Annotated in this window: 18 protein-coding genes; 9 read left to right on the forward strand and 9 right to left on the reverse strand. The window is 66.9% G+C overall.

What is annotated here, in order from left to right; genetic code table 11:
* Positions 1-144: 144 nt before the first annotated feature.
* The 6 genes from H6844_11175 (at position 145) to H6844_11200 (ending at position 5,870) form a co-directional block, all read left to right on the forward strand.
* Entirely contained in the window at positions 145-600 is a 456-nt protein-coding gene (locus tag H6844_11175; GenBank protein ID MCB9929958.1) for a cupin domain-containing protein, read from the forward strand.
* A gap of 152 nt (positions 601-752) precedes the next feature.
* Entirely contained in the window at positions 753-1,802 is a 1,050-nt protein-coding gene (locus H6844_11180; GenBank protein ID MCB9929959.1) for a TRAP transporter substrate-binding protein, read from the forward strand.
* Between the two features lie 335 nt (positions 1,803-2,137).
* Positions 2,138-3,574 (forward strand): malonyl-CoA decarboxylase, encoded by a 1,437-nt coding sequence (locus H6844_11185; GenBank protein ID MCB9929960.1) that lies wholly within the window; start codon positions 2,138-2,140, stop codon positions 3,572-3,574.
* A 290-nt stretch (positions 3,575-3,864) separates the two neighbouring features.
* Positions 3,865-4,290: a cupin domain-containing protein gene (locus H6844_11190; protein MCB9929961.1), complete on the forward strand. Its 426-nt coding sequence runs from the start codon at positions 3,865-3,867 to the stop codon at positions 4,288-4,290.
* Between the two features lie 208 nt (positions 4,291-4,498).
* Positions 4,499-5,176, forward strand: coding sequence for a CoA transferase subunit A (locus tag H6844_11195; GenBank protein ID MCB9929962.1), 678 nt, complete (start codon positions 4,499-4,501; stop codon positions 5,174-5,176).
* A gap of 16 nt (positions 5,177-5,192) precedes the next feature.
* Positions 5,193-5,870, forward strand: coding sequence for a 3-oxoacid CoA-transferase subunit B (locus H6844_11200; GenBank protein ID MCB9929963.1), 678 nt, complete (start codon positions 5,193-5,195; stop codon positions 5,868-5,870).
* A 237-nt stretch (positions 5,871-6,107) separates the two neighbouring features.
* On the opposite strand, the gene H6844_11205 is transcribed toward H6844_11200, so the two are convergent.
* The 6 genes from H6844_11205 to H6844_11230 all read right to left on the reverse strand — a co-directional run bounded on the left by H6844_11205 (position 6,108) and on the right by H6844_11230 (position 12,245).
* Positions 6,108-7,265, reverse strand: coding sequence for a DSD1 family PLP-dependent enzyme (locus H6844_11205; GenBank protein MCB9929964.1), 1,158 nt, complete (start codon positions 7,263-7,265; stop codon positions 6,108-6,110).
* 238 nt (positions 7,266-7,503) lie between these two features.
* Positions 7,504-8,748, reverse strand: coding sequence for a class I SAM-dependent methyltransferase (locus tag H6844_11210; protein ID MCB9929965.1), 1,245 nt, complete (start codon positions 8,746-8,748; stop codon positions 7,504-7,506).
* 4 nt (positions 8,749-8,752) lie between these two features.
* Complete coding sequence (locus tag H6844_11215; GenBank protein MCB9929966.1) at positions 8,753-9,646, reverse strand: dihydropteroate synthase; 894 nt, start codon at positions 9,644-9,646, stop codon at positions 8,753-8,755.
* Between the two features lie 6 nt (positions 9,647-9,652).
* On the reverse strand, positions 9,653-10,156 hold the full coding sequence (gene folK / locus H6844_11220; protein ID MCB9929967.1) for a 2-amino-4-hydroxy-6-hydroxymethyldihydropteridine diphosphokinase: 504 nt from the start codon (positions 10,154-10,156) through the stop codon (positions 9,653-9,655).
* A 5-nt stretch (positions 10,157-10,161) separates the two neighbouring features.
* Positions 10,162-11,199, reverse strand: a complete 1,038-nt coding sequence (locus H6844_11225) for an NADPH:quinone oxidoreductase family protein (protein ID MCB9929968.1) — start codon at positions 11,197-11,199, stop codon at positions 10,162-10,164.
* Between the two features lie 11 nt (positions 11,200-11,210).
* On the reverse strand, positions 11,211-12,245 hold the full coding sequence (locus H6844_11230) for an NADPH:quinone oxidoreductase family protein (protein MCB9929969.1): 1,035 nt from the start codon (positions 12,243-12,245) through the stop codon (positions 11,211-11,213).
* A gap of 228 nt (positions 12,246-12,473) precedes the next feature.
* Here H6844_11230 and H6844_11235 point away from each other — a divergent pair, with 228 nt between their 5' ends.
* Positions 12,474-12,941 carry a hypothetical protein gene (locus tag H6844_11235; protein MCB9929970.1) on the forward strand — a complete coding sequence of 156 codons (468 nt, stop codon included), beginning with the start codon at positions 12,474-12,476 and terminating at the stop codon, positions 12,939-12,941.
* Positions 12,926-14,062 (forward strand): 23S rRNA (adenine(2503)-C(2))-methyltransferase RlmN, encoded by a 1,137-nt coding sequence (rlmN, locus tag H6844_11240; GenBank protein ID MCB9929971.1) that lies wholly within the window; start codon positions 12,926-12,928, stop codon positions 14,060-14,062. The genes H6844_11235 and rlmN overlap by 16 nt, the downstream gene beginning before the upstream one ends.
* A gap of 2 nt (positions 14,063-14,064) precedes the next feature.
* Here rlmN and H6844_11245 read toward each other — a convergent pair whose 3' ends face one another.
* The 3 genes from H6844_11245 to H6844_11255 all read right to left on the reverse strand — a co-directional run bounded on the left by H6844_11245 (position 14,065) and on the right by H6844_11255 (position 15,818).
* On the reverse strand, positions 14,065-14,523 hold the full coding sequence (locus tag H6844_11245; protein MCB9929972.1) for a hypothetical protein: 459 nt from the start codon (positions 14,521-14,523) through the stop codon (positions 14,065-14,067).
* Positions 14,524-14,592: 69 nt separating this feature from the next.
* Positions 14,593-15,111, reverse strand: a complete 519-nt coding sequence (locus tag H6844_11250; protein ID MCB9929973.1) for a queuosine precursor transporter — start codon at positions 15,109-15,111, stop codon at positions 14,593-14,595.
* The gene (locus tag H6844_11255) at positions 15,111-15,818 is read right to left on the reverse strand and encodes an RraA family protein (GenBank protein ID MCB9929974.1); all 708 of its coding nucleotides are present in this window, start codon (positions 15,816-15,818) and stop codon (positions 15,111-15,113) included. The genes H6844_11250 and H6844_11255 overlap by 1 nt, the downstream gene beginning before the upstream one ends.
* 231 nt (positions 15,819-16,049) lie before the next feature.
* Here H6844_11255 and H6844_11260 point away from each other — a divergent pair, with 231 nt between their 5' ends.
* Positions 16,050-16,421: a hypothetical protein gene (locus tag H6844_11260; protein ID MCB9929975.1), complete on the forward strand. Its 372-nt coding sequence runs from the start codon at positions 16,050-16,052 to the stop codon at positions 16,419-16,421.
* Positions 16,422-16,470 lie beyond the last annotated feature (49 nt).

Raw genomic sequence — 16,470 nt, forward strand, 5'->3', positions numbered from 1 at the left:
GAGGGGAGAGGCGGACGGGTGGGAGAAGGGGACGGGCGGGAGAGATGGACGGGCGCCTCAACCTGCCGGAGACCGGCCGGTTTGGGAAGACGGTGGCGCCGATGACGGGCAAGAACGCCGCCGACAGGGGCGGGACCGTCTGGTATGCTGGTGCGCGGTCGGCGCTTGGGCCGAACCATCGACCGGGAGGACAACCCCATGGACGTGGTGAAAGTGGCGAAACTGGCGGAGGCCGAACGGATCAGCTTTGGCGATCTGGCGCATTACCGCCCCCTGATCGCCGATGGCGAGACGCCGATCCGGACCGGAATCCAGGTGTCGGAGCCGGGCTATGCAGCGCCGCCGCACTCGCACCCCTACTGGGAATTGCTGCTGATCCTGGAGGGCGAGGCGGAAGCCTGGATGATCGACGCGCCGGACAGGGTGATCGCCCTGCAGCCCGGCGATATGATCGCCCTGCCGCCGAACCAGGCGCACAGTTTTCGCGTCATGGGTGACAAGACCATGCGGTTGTTGGGTATCCACCAATCGCCGGATCGGATCGTCAATTACTTGGACCGGGAGACCGATTCCCAGGGATATCCAGTACTGAAGTCGTAGAACAGTTTCCGTCCGGCAAAAATGCTCGGCCTTTTTATTGTGGCCGCGATTGTCATGAGTCATATTGCCACTGTGGCGTCGGGATCCGGGAAAACTCGGGCGATGGCTGCCGCAGGAGGCAATGCAGCCTCCGGAACACAAGGAGGAAACTTATGGGTATCAAAGCCATTCTCGGCGGGGCGCTCGCCGCCGCGGTGATGATCACGGCGGCGACCGGCCATGCCGAAGACGTGCGGAAGCGGTGGAAAATGCACTCGTCTTTCGGGTCCCAGGTGGCAATCCTGGGGCCGGCCGGCGTCCGGGTTGCCAAGAACATCACCGAATTGTCCAACGGTTCGATCCGCGTGAAATTTTTCGAACCGAATGCGCTGGTGCCGGGCATCCAGTATTTCGACCCCATCTCCTCCGGCTCGTTGCCGGCGGCCTGGGGCAGCCCCGGCTACAACATGGGGCAGGAGCCGGCACTGGCCTTCTTCTCCGCCGTGCCGTTCGGGCCGGGTTTTGCCGAGTACAACGCCTGGGTATTCGAAGGCGGCGGCGTGAAATTCCTGGATGAAATCTATGCCAAGCATAACATCAAGTCGTTGATGTGTGGCATGATTCCGCCCGAGGCCTCCGGCTGGTTCCGCAAGGAGATCAAGAGCCTGAACGACCTGCAGGGCTTGAAGATGCGGTTTTTCGGCCTGGGCGCGCGGGTCATGGAAAAGGTTGGCGTGTCGACCCAGCTTTTGGCGGGCGGCGATATTTATCCGGCGCTGGAACTCGGCTCCATCGATGCCACCGAATTTTCCATGCCGTCGATCGACGAGTCCTATGGCTTCTACCAGATCGCCAAGCATTACTATTTCCCCGGCTGGCATCAGCCGTCCAGCTATGCGGAACTGGCGATCAACCTGGATGAGTGGAACAGCCTGTCCGATCACCAGCGATTCGTGATCGAGACGGTCTGCAAGGCCAACCTGATGGAGGAGTTCACCCAGGCCGAAGCGATGCAGGGCGCCGCGCTCGACCGGATGGTGAACGAGCATGGCGTGCAGGTGCACCAATGGAGCGACGAGACGCTCAACACCCTCCAGGAAAAATGGCAAGAGGTCGCGGGCGAAATGTCGGCGGAAGACGCGATGTTCAAGACCGTCTGGGAGCACTACAGCGCGTTCCGCAAAACCCATAAGGCTTGGCGGACGCTGGGCTATCTCAAATAGCGGGGCGATCTCAAACAATCGCCTTACGGGTGCGACCGGGCGAGAGGCGATGCCGGGGCATCGGAACCCGTTGCCGATGCCGTCGGTTCGGGTCTCGCCCGGCCCATCGCCCAGCCCCTGACCGCCAGGGGATCGGCGCAACGCGGTAACGATTTACCGGGTTGCGCCGAATTTCGTGTGGCTGCGACCACGTGACGAGGGTTTGGCGATTGTTCCGACATGATTTGTTGGCATGGTGACCGGGTGTAAAGTGATCGGAGGCGATGGGTGCTTCCGGATCGGGTGTGATGCGGCCTGCGGAGAGCGGGCAATCTTTCTGACGATGGAACCGAGCGATGGTTGAAATTGCCGTGCAGCCCAGCTTGTTTGACCGGACGCTGGAACAGGTGCGCCGCGCCGTTCGCGAACTGGCGAACCGCCGTGGCGTGCGGGTGCTCGACCTGAAACCCGATCTGCCGGACGCCGACCGCGAGCGGCTGTTGCAGCAGATGCGCGATTGCCTGGAAGGCAAGGGCGGCGAGGTCTCGGCGCGGGCGCGGGCGGCCAATCTGGGCCGGGCCTTTATGCGCCTGAACACCGACGGCCGCCACCGCTTCCTGACGCTGATGGCCGATGAGTTCAACACCGACCCGGAGCAGGTGAACGCCGCCATGGATGCGGTGCGCGAGGCGACGGACGACCGGGAGCGGCACGCGGCCGAGGTGGCCCTGCGCGACGTGCTGCGGCCGCCGCGGGTGCGCCTGCTGACCCAGTTCACCGGCCTGCCCGAGGGCGTCAAATTCCTGGTCGATCTGCGCGCCGAACTGATGACCTGGGCCCGCAAGGAGCCGATCCTGGAGGAACTCTCGCAGGACATGCGGCGCCTGCTCAGCACCTGGTTCGACGTCGGCTTTCTGGAAATGCGCCGCATGACCTGGGACGCCCCGGCCTCGCTGCTGGAAAAGCTGATCTCTTACGAGGCCGTGCACGAAATCCAGAGCTGGGACGACCTGAAGAACCGGCTCGACTCGGACCGGCGCTGCTATGCGTTCTTCCACCCCAGCATGCCGGACGAACCGTTGATTTTCGTCGAGATCGCGCTGGTCAGCGGCATTGCCGGCAATGTGCAGGAACTGCTGGACGAAGAGCAGGAGCGGCTGGACCCGCAGGTGGCCGACACGGCCATTTTCTATTCCATCTCGAACGCGCAGCGCGGGCTGGATGGCATCAGCTTCGGCGATTTCCTCATCAAGCGGGTGGTCGCGGCGCTGTCGGACGAGTTCAAGAACCTGAAGACCTTTGCCACGCTCTCGCCCATTCCCGGCTTCGGCCGCTGGTACGAGCGCGAACTGGAAACGCTGGGCGACACCATCCTGCTGGACGACGAAGCCAAGGCCCTGGCGGAGGCGCTGCCCGAAGGCACCGAGCCGGAGGCGATGCTGCACCAGGTGCTGGTTCGCAGCGATTGGGCCGAGAACGAGGCGCTGGCGGAGGCGCTGAAGCCGGTGATGTCCCGGCTGGTCGCGACCTATCTCTACACCGCCAAGCGCCGGGGCACCCGCACGGCGGACCCGGTGGCGCATTTCCACCTCTCGAACGGCGCCCGCATGGAGCGGCTGAACTGGCTGGCCGATACCTCGCCGCGCGGCATGCGCCAGTCGGCAGGGATGATGATCAACTATCTCTACAAGCTGGACGAGATCGACTCGAACCACGAAGGGTATAAGGGCGAGGGCACGATTGCCGTCTCCTCCACCATCCGCAATCTGGCGCGCAAGACCGGGAACAGCTAGAGCGCTTTCGGCACTGGTTGACCCACTGTCCCGCCCCATCTCCCGCGCAAGCGGGAGCCCATGCCTGAGAGCGTCTCACAGGACACGGACTCTGTCTTGGTCTCTCAGGCATGGGTCCCCGCATTCGCGAGGACGGGGAAGATTGGGTCGTGAGCCAGCGGGAAAAGAACTTGCTCTAGCCGGAGGTTCCGGCCCTTCCGGTTCGGCCCAGTGCCGGACCGGGTGCGCGATTGCCGCAGGGCGGGCGGCGGTGCTATGCTGGTCCCGACCAACCAGAATGGAGGAATCCCATGCCCGACAGCGTCATGAATGGCCCGATTCCCGGCCAGAAAATCGCCCATTCCAACATGGAAATCGCGCCGAGCGTCGCCGGCCGTCGCTCGTTCTTCACCTATCACGACCTGGGCGTGACGGAGGGCTCGAACGGCGCCCTGCGCGCGCAGATCATGAAGACCAAGCAGGGGCTCTCCGAGCCGACGGGCTGGCACTACCATGCCTGCGAGGGCCAGTTCATCTACATCATCAAGGGCTGGGTCGACCTGGAATTCGAAAACGGCGAGAAAAAGCGCTGCAACGAAGGGGACAGCCTGTTCATCCCCGGCGGCATGCGCCACAACGAAACCGCCACCTCGGCCGAGCTGGAAATCCTGGAATTGTCGCTGCCGGCCGACATGGGCACGGTGCCGACCGATCCGCCGGCCGGCACGAAAGCCTGACGGTTTAATCCCGGCCTGCATTTTATTCAGGCCCGAATTGAAACGCCATCGGGCGCTGCCGTCGGGCGGTGGCAACCGGTGGCGTTGTCGCGTCGTCCTCATGCTCTCCGAAGGTTGCGGGCGGCGCGCTCTCTGCTGGACGCGGCCCGGCGCCCTGCTAAGTTGGGCGCCACGCGATCCATTTCCGACAGGACCAAGCGAACCCATGATCGACAAACGCGTTGCCAGCATCGCGGAAGCGCTGGCAGGCCTCGGCGACGGCATGACCATCATGTTCGGCGGCTTCGGCGGTGCCGGCGTGCCCATCAACCTGATGCGCGCGCTGCCGGGCATTCCGGCCAAGGACCTGACCGTCATCTCCAACAGCGTCCGGTTTCTGGAGGATTATGCCCACGCCCTGTTCGAGGACAAGCGGGTGAAGCATGCGGTGGCGTCGGCGGCGCGCAGCCGCGGCGCGGCTTCCGGCATTTCGGAATTGCAACTGGCCGACGGCACGATGACGCTCGACATCTCGCCCCAGGGGTCGTTTGCGGAGCGCATCCGCGCCGGCGGCGCCGGCATTCCGGCCTTCTACACGCCGACGGGCGTCGGCACCCCGGTGGTCGAGGGCAAGGAACACCGCGAGTTCGACGGCCGCATGTGCGTGCTTGAGCACGCGCTGACGGCGGATTTCACCCTGCTGCGCGCCGACCGCGCCGACCGCTATGGCAATCTCTCGTTCCGCGGCACCCAGGGCAATTTCGGCCGCGACATGGCCGCCGCCGCGAAATGCACGGTGGTCGAGGTGCGAGAGATCGTCGACGGCCTGCTGCCGACCCCGGAAATCCACGTGCCGGGCGTTTATGTCAAACGCGTGATCCAACTGCCCGATGCCCGCGACGCCTGACGGAGAGCCAGACCCCATGACCCACAAAGCGCTTTCCCGCAACCAGATCGCCTGGCGCGCGGCCCAGGACCTGGAAGACGGCATGCTGGTCAATCTCGGCCTCGGCATGCCGGTGCTCTGCGCCAACTACCGGCCCGAGGGCCGCGAGGTGCTGTTGCAGTCCGAGAACGGCATTGTCGGCGTCGGTCCCGTCGCCACGCCGGAGGAGGCGGACCGCGACCTGACCGATGCGGGCAGCCAGCTCATCACCCTGATCCCCGGCGCCTCGGTGTTTTCGTCGTCCGACAGTTTCGCGATGATCCGCGGCGGCCATATCGACGTGACCCTGCTGGGCGGGTTCGAGGTGTCGGAGACCGGCGACCTCGCCAACTGGGACGCGGAAATGCCGGGCAAGGGGCCGCTGATCGGCGGCGCCATGGACCTGGCCGTCGGCGCGAAAGAGGTGCGCATCATGATGCAGCACACGACCCGCAATGGCGAGCCGCGCCTGCTGGAGACCTGCCGCTACAAGCTGACGGCGCCGAATTGCGTCAAGCGCGTCTACACCGACCTGGCGGTGGTGGACGTGACGCCGGAAGGCTTCCTCGTGCGCGAGATCGTCGACGGCCTTGCCCGCGAGGAATTGCAGGCGAAGTCCGGTGCGACGCTGCGCTTTGCCGACGATTGCAAAGTGCTGTCGACGCCGGAGGTTTGAGGGGCCGCGCCACTCCTTCTCCTGTCCCGGGCTTGACCCGGGAGCGGCGGGGAGAGGAAGCGTGTGGGAGTGGATGTTCCCTGGACGGTGCAGCGCGCCGATCCGGGGCCGGTTGCTCTCGCGAACTCAGCCGGTGATGGTGTTCGAATGAAGCGGCCGGTCCCGGCTCGCGCCTCCGGCACGGCCGGGAAACACCTCGCCTTTGGGCGTTGAGCCTTTCGCCTCGATCCGACGCCCCTACCGCAGGCCGCGGGTGTCGACCGGCCAGATGTCGACCAGGGTGTCGCCGCGGACCACGTGGTAGACGCTGTAGAGGTTGACCGTCGGGTCGCAGTGGGGCGAGAGGCACTCGACCACGGCGCCGAGGCCGATGCGCTCGCTGCCGGCAAAGGTGATGCGGCCGTGCTCGTCGCCGGAGAAGCCGTAGCTGGCGCCGGCGGGCGCGCCGCGGCGCAGTTCCGGCAGGCCGCAGTCGGTGGCAAACGCCTTCAGGCCGGCATCGGTGGTGACGCAATCCTCCTGCGCCGCGCTGACGACGCTCGCCTGCACGAACAGGGCCTCGCGGAAGCGGTTCGCGGCGGCGCCGGCGTGCTTCACCGCCTGGTAGTCCGTGTCGAGGAAGACGTAGGAGCCGGCCTGCAACTCGTTCAGCACGCCCTGGGCGCAGTCGATGGCATGGGTGCCCGTGCCGCCGCCGGAGAAGACCGGCGGGGCGAGACCGGCCCCCTCCAACTGGCGCTTCACCTCTGCGAGAAAGTCGGCGACCTCCTGGCCGCGGCGGACGCGCTCGTCCCAGTCGTAGATGTGTTGCAGGAAGCCGGCATAGCCCTGGACGCCGGTCAGGCTCAGATGGCTGGCGGCATCCACCTGCTGCGCCAGCGCCACCGCCTGCTGCGCCGACGGGACGCCGGTGCGGCGCGAGCCGACGTCGATATCCACCATGATCTGCAATGTCTTGCCGGCGGCTGCGGCGGCTCCTGCCAGCGCTGCGACATTGTCCGGATGGTCGACGACGACCGAGAGGTCGGTGGCGACGGCGTTCAGGTCCATCAATCGCTGCACCCGGTGCGGACGCACGACGGGGGAGGTGACATGCACGCCGGGAATGCCGGCCTGTCCCATGACCTCGGCCTCGCCCAGGGTGGCGCAGCAGACGCCGACGGCGCCGGCAGCCACCTGACGGCGGGCGATTTCCACCGACTTGTGGGTCTTGGTATGCGGGCGCAGGCGCTGGCCGACGGCCTTGGTGTGGTCGGCCATGGCCTGGATGTTGGCCTCCAGCGCCTCCAGGTCGATCAGCAGCGCCGGCGTATCCAGCAGGTCGCGCGAGCCGGGCTGGCCGACGAGATAAGCGTTCGGGCCGGGGTTAATGCCGGCAGCGGCGGCGAGAGTCATGGGGCGGGCTCCGGGCGGGGGGATGCGTTGCGGCTGCATCCTAGAGCGATCCGCGACGGGGAGGAAGGGATGGCCCCTTGCTGCATTTCCATTTCTCCCGCGGAGGCGGGAGCCCATGCCTGAGAGTGTCTGACCGTGTGGTCGCGTCTCGGGCATGGACCCCGTGTCGAGCACGGGGCGGCGGGAGGGAGGGTGGGGTGCCTTGCTCTTGCCAATGCCGTCTGTGCGGACCACCGGCTTATGGTCGGTCGGTCAGGAACAGCAGGTTCAAACCGTTGAGCAGCCGGTAGAGGGCGTCGAATGCCTCCGCCGCCTTTTCTTCGGTGAGGTTCGGGTCGGCCGCGCGCAGGTCGGCCAGGATGGCGGCGATGCTACGCTGGCCGTCCAGGCGTTGGGCGATGGCGGCGGCGCGTGGCGGGGCCGGGAATTTGGCGGGAAAGCCCTCCAGGTCGACGCTGAGGCTGCCGGCGCGCAGGGCCTTGGCGATCGCCTCCGGCGCGTGCCGGCGCAGGACGGGAACAAGAGCACGGTCGGTGGGCGAGGCGGTGCGGGTTTCGGCCCCCGCCGCCGGGGCGACATAGACCGTGTGCTTGCGCAGATTGCCGACCAGGGCCTCGGCCGCGGCGGCCTGGTCCACCGACGGCAGCGCGGCCAGGGGGGCGAGCAAGCGCGGGTCGCGAAGATAGGTGGCGGGGGCGTAGCGGGCGGGCTCGATGAAACCGACAATGGCGAGGCCGGCGCTTGCCACGAGGTCCGCCAGTTGCGGCACGGTATAGGCGCGGTCGCGGGCGTGCAGCAGCAGGTCGTAGAGGCCGGCATCGCCGGCGGCCTTGTGGTCCTGCACGAACGGGTTGCGCGTCAGGCCGTTGGTGCGCGGCAGCGCCGCCAGCAGGCGGCGGGTCTGGGCGAGGCGCTCCTTGCCCGGCTGGTTCGGCGGCGCCAGATGGCGCAGCAGCGCCTGGGTCTCGTAGACACCGCGCCGGCCGTATTCGCCATAGACCATGAGGCCCATACCGCCATTGGGCTTAAGCTGTTTAGCGAGTGCTTGCAGCCCGTCCTCGGGTGATTCCAGATGGTGCAGCACGCCGCAACAGTCGATGTAGTCATAGGGGCCGGGGGCGACGGCCGCCACTTCCAACAGCGAGCCGGTGACGAAGCGCAGGTTCGTGAGGCCTCGCGCGGCGGCCCGCGCCTCCACAATGCTCCGGGCGGCCGAGGACATATCGAGATAGACGATTTCCGCGTCCAGCCCGGCCGTCGCGCAGTGCTGGGCCAGCATGATCGCGGCGTCCCCCGTGCCGCCGCCGGCGATCAGGGCGCGGAACGGATTGGGCGCGCGGCCGCGGAACAGATAATGCGCCAGTTCTGGCAGGTCCGAGGGCGACCCTTCGATCAGGCGCTTGGCCTCGTCGGCCGGATTGCGCTCCGGATAGGGGTAGGCCTCGTACTGGCCGGCAACGAGCGGGTCGCGCGGGTCGGCCATTGCCCTACCACGCCGGCGTCAGGTTCTGGGCCGCCAGCACGGGGGTCACACGGGCGGCCTCGTGGCTGCGGATCAGGTTGGCCTTGGAGAGCAGGCAGAGCACGGCATAGGCGGTCTCCGCCACCCGCGCCTCCTCGCGGAACCAGTAGACCGGCGAGGCCAGCGTCAGGCAGATCGGCCAGCCGAGCACGCGGAAGCGGAACGCCTCCAGCGCGTTCTCGATCTGGAAGGCGACGCGGCCCGGCCCGTCCGGCAGGTTGTTGTAGAAGCCCAGGCCCGGATCGACCCAGATCGCCTCGACGCCGGCGGCGGTGGCCCTGGCCAGTTGCTCGCGGAAGAAGTCCATCTGCACGTCGACCAGGGCCTCGCGGCTGGGCAGGGCGGCGTTGTCGCGCACATTGCGGCCGGCCATGTAGCAGAGGATCAGGCCGGCCCGGTGCCTGGCGCAGAGCTTGTAGATCTCGCCGTCTTCGTCGCGACCGGTGAGGTTGATGATGGCCGCCCCGGCCTCCAGGGCCGCGGCGGCGACCTCCGGATAATAGGTCTCGACCGAGACGGGCACGCCCCTGGCCGCCATGCGCCGCACCGTGGGCAGCAGCATATCGGTCTGGCGCTCGGCGCTGACGCGGGAGGCGAAGTCGCCGACGGACTCGGCGCCCAGGTCGAGAATGTCAGCGCCTTCCAGCAGCAGCCGGTCGCAGCGATAGTCCGCCTGCTCCTGGCTGAAGACGACGCTCTCGCGATAGGAGCTGTCGCGGCTGAAATTGACCACGGCCATCTGGTAGGCGCGGTCTTCGAACGTCTTGTCGAATTTCGGCAGGGAAATGCGCCGCACGGGCGCGTGCAGGGCGTCGGCGTGCTGCTGCCAGCGGGCGAAAATCTGGTCGGCGTTGATCATCGGGCCTCAGGTCCAGGTGTCGGCGACGGGGTAGACATCGCCGGGCTCCACGGCCAAGCGCGCCAGCAGATGTTTAACGGATTCGTGCAGAACGGGGTGGATGGCGTTTGGCGCGACATCGGCCAGCGGCACCATCACGAACCGGCGCAGGTGCATGCGCGGGTGCGGCACCTCCAGGTCGGGCGTGGCGATGACGGCGTCGCCGTAGAGCAGGATGTCCAGGTCGAGCGTGCGCGCATCCCAGCGGATTTTGCGCTCGCGCCGGAATTCCGTCTCGACCGCCATGCAGCGGGCGAGCAGGGCGTGCGGCTCCAGGTCGGTCTCCACCGCCAGCACGGTGTTGAGGAAGCGGCCCTGGCCATTCGGCCCGCCCACGGGCGCGGTCTCGAACAGGCGCGAGGCACGCAGCGGGCGGATCGCCGGGTCGGCGGTGAGGGATTTGTAGGCGCCGGCCAGCGTCGCATGGCGGTCGCCGAGATTGCTGCCGAAGGCGATGCAGGCGGTGGTCATGGCGCTCAATCGCCCACGCCCAGGCGCGCGGCCTCTTCATTCACCGCCAGCACGACACGGCCGATGGACTGGCGGGCCAGGACGCGGGCGAGGGCCTCACGGAATTGGGCGAGGGGAAAGACCGTGTCGATGGGCGGCTTCAACTGCCCGGCCTCGAACCAGCGGAACACCTGGCCGATCAGGCCGCGGGTCAGGTCTTCGTACCGGTAGCGGACATCGTCCGGCGACCAGCCGAAATAATAGCCGAGATTGAGGCCGCAGACCGTCAGGTTCTTCACCAGCAGGAGGTTGGCCGGGATTTGCGGGAACGCGCCGCTGGCAAAGCCGATCGGGCAGATCCGCCCTTCCGGCGCCATGCAGCGCAGCGACTGGGCGAACACGTCGCCACCGACCGGGTCGTAGACCTTGTCGACGCCGCGGCCATCGGTGATCTCCAGCACGGCGGCGCGGAAATCGTGCTCGCGATAGTTGATGGCGTGATCGGCGCCGCGCTCGCGGGCGAGCCGCAGCTTTTCCTCGGAGCCCGCGGTGGCGATGACCGTGGCGCCCAAAATCTTGCCGATCTCGACGGCGGCCATGCCGACGCCGCCGGTCGCGCCGTGCACCAGCACCCGGTCGCCGGCCCGCACGTCCAGAAGCTTCGGCCAGGTGAAGGCCGCGGCGGTGGTTGCATAGGAACTGGCGATGGTCGTGCCCTCGGCAAAGGACATGGCGTCGGGCATTCGGTGCAGGCTGACCTCCGGTGCGACGGCTTCCTCCGCCATGGCGCCCCAGTCGATCAGGCCGCAGACCCGGTCGCCGGGCCGGAAGCGGGTCGCGCCTTCGCCGCATTCGGTGACGATGCCGGCCACCTCGCAGCCGGCGACGAAGGGCAGGGGCGGGCGGCGCTGGTACTGGCCGGAGACTAGCAGGCTCTCGGCAAAGCTGATGCCGATGGCCTGGGTGCGGATCTTGACCTGACGCGGCCCGACCTGCGGGGAGGGCCAGTCGTGCAGTTCGAGCTGGTCGAAGGGGTTGAATTCGTCAACGACGACGGCGCGCATGGCGAGCCCTCCTAGGCGAAGCCGTGGCGCCGGGCTTCCTCGCCCATCACCAGGGCGACGCGGCCGAGGGATTTGCGGCCCAGCACGTCGGCCATGGCCTCCTGGAAGCGCTCCAGCGGGTAGACGCCGCCGGAGACCGGCTTGATCCGGCCGGCCTCGTACCAGGCGAACAACCGGTCCATCAGGGCGCGGATGCGGTCCTCGTACTCGTAGCGCACGTCGGTCGGCGACCAGCCGGCGTAATAGCCCATGTTCAGGCCGCAAACCGTGAGATTCTTGACCAGCAACAGATTCGCAGGGATTTGCGGGATGGTGCCGCTGGCAAAACCCACCGGCATGATGCGGCCTTCCGGCGCCATGCAGCGCAGCGATTGCAGGAACACGTCGCCGCCCACCGGGTCGTAGACCACATCCACGCCGCGGCCGCCGGTGATCGCCAGAACGGCCTCGCGGAAATTCTGGTCGCGATAGTTGATGGCGTGGTCGGCGCCATGGGCTTTGACCAGGTCCAGCTTCTCCTGGCTGCTGGCGGTGGCGATGACGGTGGCGCCCAGAATCTTCCCGATCTCGACCGCGGCAATGCCGACGCCGCCGGCGGCACCGTGCACCAGCAGCCAGTCGCCCGCCTGCACGTTCAGCAGGTGCGGCCAGGTGAGCGCGGCGGCGGAGGTGCCGTAGGAGTTGGTGAAGCTGATCGCCTCCGGAAACGGCAGGGAATCGGGGATTTTGTAGGTGTTGACCTCCAGCGAGGCCGCTTCCTCGGCCAGCCCGCCCCAGTCGAGCATGGCGCAGACCCGGTCGCCCGGCCGGAACCGCGTCACGGCGTCACCGACCGCGGTGACGATGCCGGCAACCTCCGTTCCGGGGGCGAAGGGCAGGGGGGGCTTGCGCTGGTACCGGCCCTGCACCACCAGGCTGGTGGCAAAGCTGACGCCGGCCGCCTGCACCGCAATCCGCAGGTTCCGCGGCCCGACGTCCGGGCGCGGTACATCCTGCAATTGCAATTCTTCGAACGGCTTCCAATCTTCCACCCATACGGCGCGCATCCGTGCGGTTCCTCCTGCTGCGTGGTCGCAAGAGAAAGCACAGGCGGGAGAGGCTGGCAATGTGCTGTGCGCCGGCGTCTCATGGCGCGGGCCTTGGCCTGCATTCGCAAGTTCACTATGGTCCCGCAAACCATCTTCCCCTCGACGATGGTGCAATTCGAACGACGGTTTAGCTGAGGGAAATTGATGCGATTGAGAGCGATGATGTTGGCGACGGCCGTTGTGGCCTTGCCTGGGGCGGTCCTGGCTGCCGATCCGGTACAGGTCGGCAAGTTTACCGACTGGACCGCCTACACGTTCGACGATCCGGGTGGCAAAATCTGCTATGTCGTCAGCGAGCCGAAAAAGGCCGAAGGCAATTACAGCCGGCGCGGCGATGTCTATTTCCTCATCACCCATCGCCCGAGCGGCAATGTGTTCGACGAGGTCAGCATCATCACCGGCTATACCTACAAGGACGGTGACGAGCCGGTCGCGACCGTCGACGGGAACAAGAAGTTCAGCTTCTACACCGAAGGCGATGCCGCCTGGGCGTTCCAGGACAAGGAAGCCGCGCTGGTCGACGCCATGAAGGCCGGCAGCCGCCTGGTGGTGCAGGCCCATTCGCAGCGCGGCACGCTGACCACCGACACCTATTCGCTGTCCGGCATCACCGCGGCGCTGGGAGCGATCGACAAGGAGTGCAAGCGCAAGTGACCACGCTCGCGCCGCCATCCGCGCCGGCCGGAAGCCGTGTCAACCTGATCGGGCTGGATCGCCAGGACCTGGCCGAGGCGCTGGCGCCTGTCGGCGTCGAGGGCTTCCGCGTGCGCCAGATCTGGCAGTGGCTCTATCACCGCGGCGCCACCGATTTCGAGCAGATGACCAATCTGTCGAAAGCGGTGCGGGCGGTGCTGGCGGAGCATTGCGCCATCGTGCGGCCGGCGGTCTCGCTGCACCAGCAGTCGAGCGACGGCACGCAGAAATGGCTGCTGCGCTTTCCGGACGGGAAGGAGGTGGAGAGCGTCCATATTCCTGAGAGCGACCGGGGCACGCTCTGCGTTTCCAGCCAGGTGGGCTGCACGCTCAACTGCAAGTTCTGCCACACCGGCACCCAGCGCTGGGTGCGGAATCTGAGCCCGGCGGAAATCGTCGGCCAGGTGATGCTGGCGCGTGACGCCTTCGGCGAATGGCCGGCGCCGGAGCATGACCGTGCGCTCACCAACATCGTGCTGATGGGCATGGGCGAGCCGCTCTACAATTACGACAATGTCGCCAAGGCCATGCGCATCGTCATGGATGGCGAGGGGCTGGCGATCTCCAAGCGGCGCATCACGCTCTCGACCGCGGGCGTCGTGCCCCTGATCGGCCGTGTCGGCGAGGAGTTGGGGCTGAACCTCGCGATCTCGCTGCATGCGGTGCGGGATGAACTGCGCGACGAACTGGTGCCGATCAACCGCAAATACCCGCTGGAGCAGTTGATGCAGGCCTGCCGGGATTATCCGGGCCTGTCCAACGCGCGGCGGATCACGTTCGAATACGTGATGCTGAAGGGCGTGAACGACTCGCTGGCCGACGCCAGGGCAATGGTCGACCTGCTGAAGGGCATTCCCGCCAAGATCAACCTGATCCCGTTCAATCCCTGGCCGGGCAGCGTGTTCGAGTGTTCCTCGAACAACGCCATCCGCCGCTTTGCCGACTATCTGAGCGAGCAGAACCTGTCGGCCCCGGTGCGCCACCCGCGCGGCCAGGATATCCTGGCCGCTTGCGGGCAGCTCAAGAGCGCCAGCGAGAAACTCCGCGCCTCCGAACGGCGCAAGGCCGCGGCGGCGGAGTAGCGTCAGCCGACCGGCTTTCCGTTGGCTTCAGCCACCGTCGGCTCGTTGGGCTTGTCCGTTTCCTCCGCAGCCGGCACCGGCTGGAGGACGATGTTCACCTCGCCGTCATACTTGTTGGAGGCGCCGGAGGCCGCGTCGATGGCCACGCCCACTATGCCGCCCAGAAGCAGATTGCCCGCCGTAGCGCCGGCAAAGTCGCTTTTGTTGCGGAAGGATGCTTGCTCGAAGCCATCCTTTTCGCAGACGACATTGATGTTCTGCTTCGTCTTTTTGACCGTCACGGTGCCCGGGGTCTTGGGGACGACGCCGATCACCACGCCGTCACGCCGCAGTTCGCAGGATGCCCCCGGCGGCTTGGTATTGACCGCGATTTCCTGGCTGGTGCCCTCGACGATGGATGCGCAAGCCCCCAGGCCGCTTGCGCAAACGATGACGCCCAACATTTTTGTGATTTTGCACATGCCTTATTTCCAACCTAGTTCTGCCACAAAGCGGCAGAACTAGAGGAAATTATAAGCCAATGCAAATGGTTAGGCGGGCCTGAGGCTCGGCATCAGCATCCGGAACGGGATCAGCATGGCAAGCGCCATGGCCACCTTCACGAAGAAGTCGCCAATGCCCAGCGTCACCCACGGGACCGGGGTAGCGTAGAAGGCGAGGCTGAAAAACAGGGCGGTGTCGACCGCCGAAGCCAGCACCGACGAGACCAGCGGCGCCTGCCACCAGCTCATGCGTCGCAGGCGGTCGAACACGCTCACATCCAGCATTTGCCCGACCAGGAAGGCCGTGCCGGAGGCCAGCCCGATCCGCGGCGTGGCGAGCAGCATGGACATGACGATGGCCACCGGAAAGGCGATCAGCACCATTTTGCGGGTGGCCGCCGCACCGTGGCTGCGGTTCGTCAGGTCCGTCACCAGGAAGCAGACCGGGAACAGCAGCGCGCCCCAGGTCAGCCAGTCGTTCAGCGGATACTGAACCAGGATGTTGGAGGCGACGATGAGGGCAATCATCGCCGCCGCCGCCGCCAGAACGCCGCGGGTCTGTGTCATCAGTGAATGTCCTTCGGGCCAAGCATGGCGGCGCGCAGCTTCTCGAACGAGAAGTCGGGCCCCTTGGCGATGTCGAGAATGACCTTTTCCTTGGCGGCGATGCGCGCGGCCGCGGCCGGCACCTCGCGGGCCACGTCCAGCGGAATGACCACGGCGCCGTGCTGGTCGGCGTGGATCAGGTCGCCGTGATTGACGATCATGCCGGAAATCATCACCTGGCAGCCGAAATCGACCGCGTGCACATGGGCATGGCTGGGCTTGATCGAGCCGGCCAGCGCCTGGAAGCCCTCGGCCCAGTCCGGAATGTCGCGGATGCAGCCGTCGGTGACGACGCCCAGGCAGCCCAGGGCCTTGTGCACGTTGGACTGCACCTCGCCCCAGAAGGCGCCATGGCCGACATGCGGGCCGTCCAGATCCTGAATCACCGCGATTTTCGGCTCGTCGCCGTCGTTGACATAGGCGTAATAGGCGACGCGGAAATCGGTCCCCGCCTGGCCGCTGCGCGTGCCGGGATGGACGCTGCGGCAGGTGGCCGTGCGCGCATAGCCGACGATCGGCGGCAGGTCGGGGAAGGGGCAGACCAGCGGGCGGGTGGTGAAGCCGGTGTTGCGGAACTTGGCGTCGATCTCCTCCAGCGCGTTGCAGACGGTGGGGGTGTCGAGCGCGCGCAGCGCGGCCAGCTCGGCTTCGGTCAACGGGGCGGTCATGGTTGCGATCCTTTGTGGAAAATTTGCGCCTCTAAGGCCATGGGCGGCCAGCGCTGTCAAGCGATGGCGGCGCGGGTCGGCGCCAGGGCCAGCATGGGCCGTCACCATGATATGGATCAACGTGCGGATTGCCTTGGTGTAGTATTTTTCACCCTGCACAAAGACTCCGGCCGGAATGCGGACCGGATTGGGCGGGGCCAACTTGTGACGCAGGACAAAGGACCGAAGATCATGCTCGATACCGTGATTGACGCATTGGCCACTCGTCTGGGCATCGACCACGCGCTGGCCCGGCAATGTCTGGCAATGGCGCTGGAAGCCCTGCACGAGAACGACGAGGGCGAATTGGCCGGCGAACTGGAACAGCGGATCGGCGATCTCGGCAATGTCGAGGCCACGGGCAGCGGCGGCGGCGGGTTCGGCCTGATCGGCGAGGCGGCCGGATTGGTCAGCGGCACGCCCGATTCGGGGGCACACGGGCTCAAGGCGCTGCTGGGCGGCGCGGCGGGGCCGTTTGCCGATGCCCTGGCCGGCGTGATCGGCAGCGAGACCGACGCGGCGCTCGGCCAGCGGCTCGGCGACGTTCTGAAGCGGGTGCTGTAATCCGCACCCGTGATCCCCATGATCCACAGGCGGCGCGATTGACGGCGAC

This window comes from Alphaproteobacteria bacterium (genome assembly GCA_020638555.1).
Lineage (GTDB): Bacteria > Pseudomonadota > Alphaproteobacteria > Bin95 > Bin95 > JACKII01.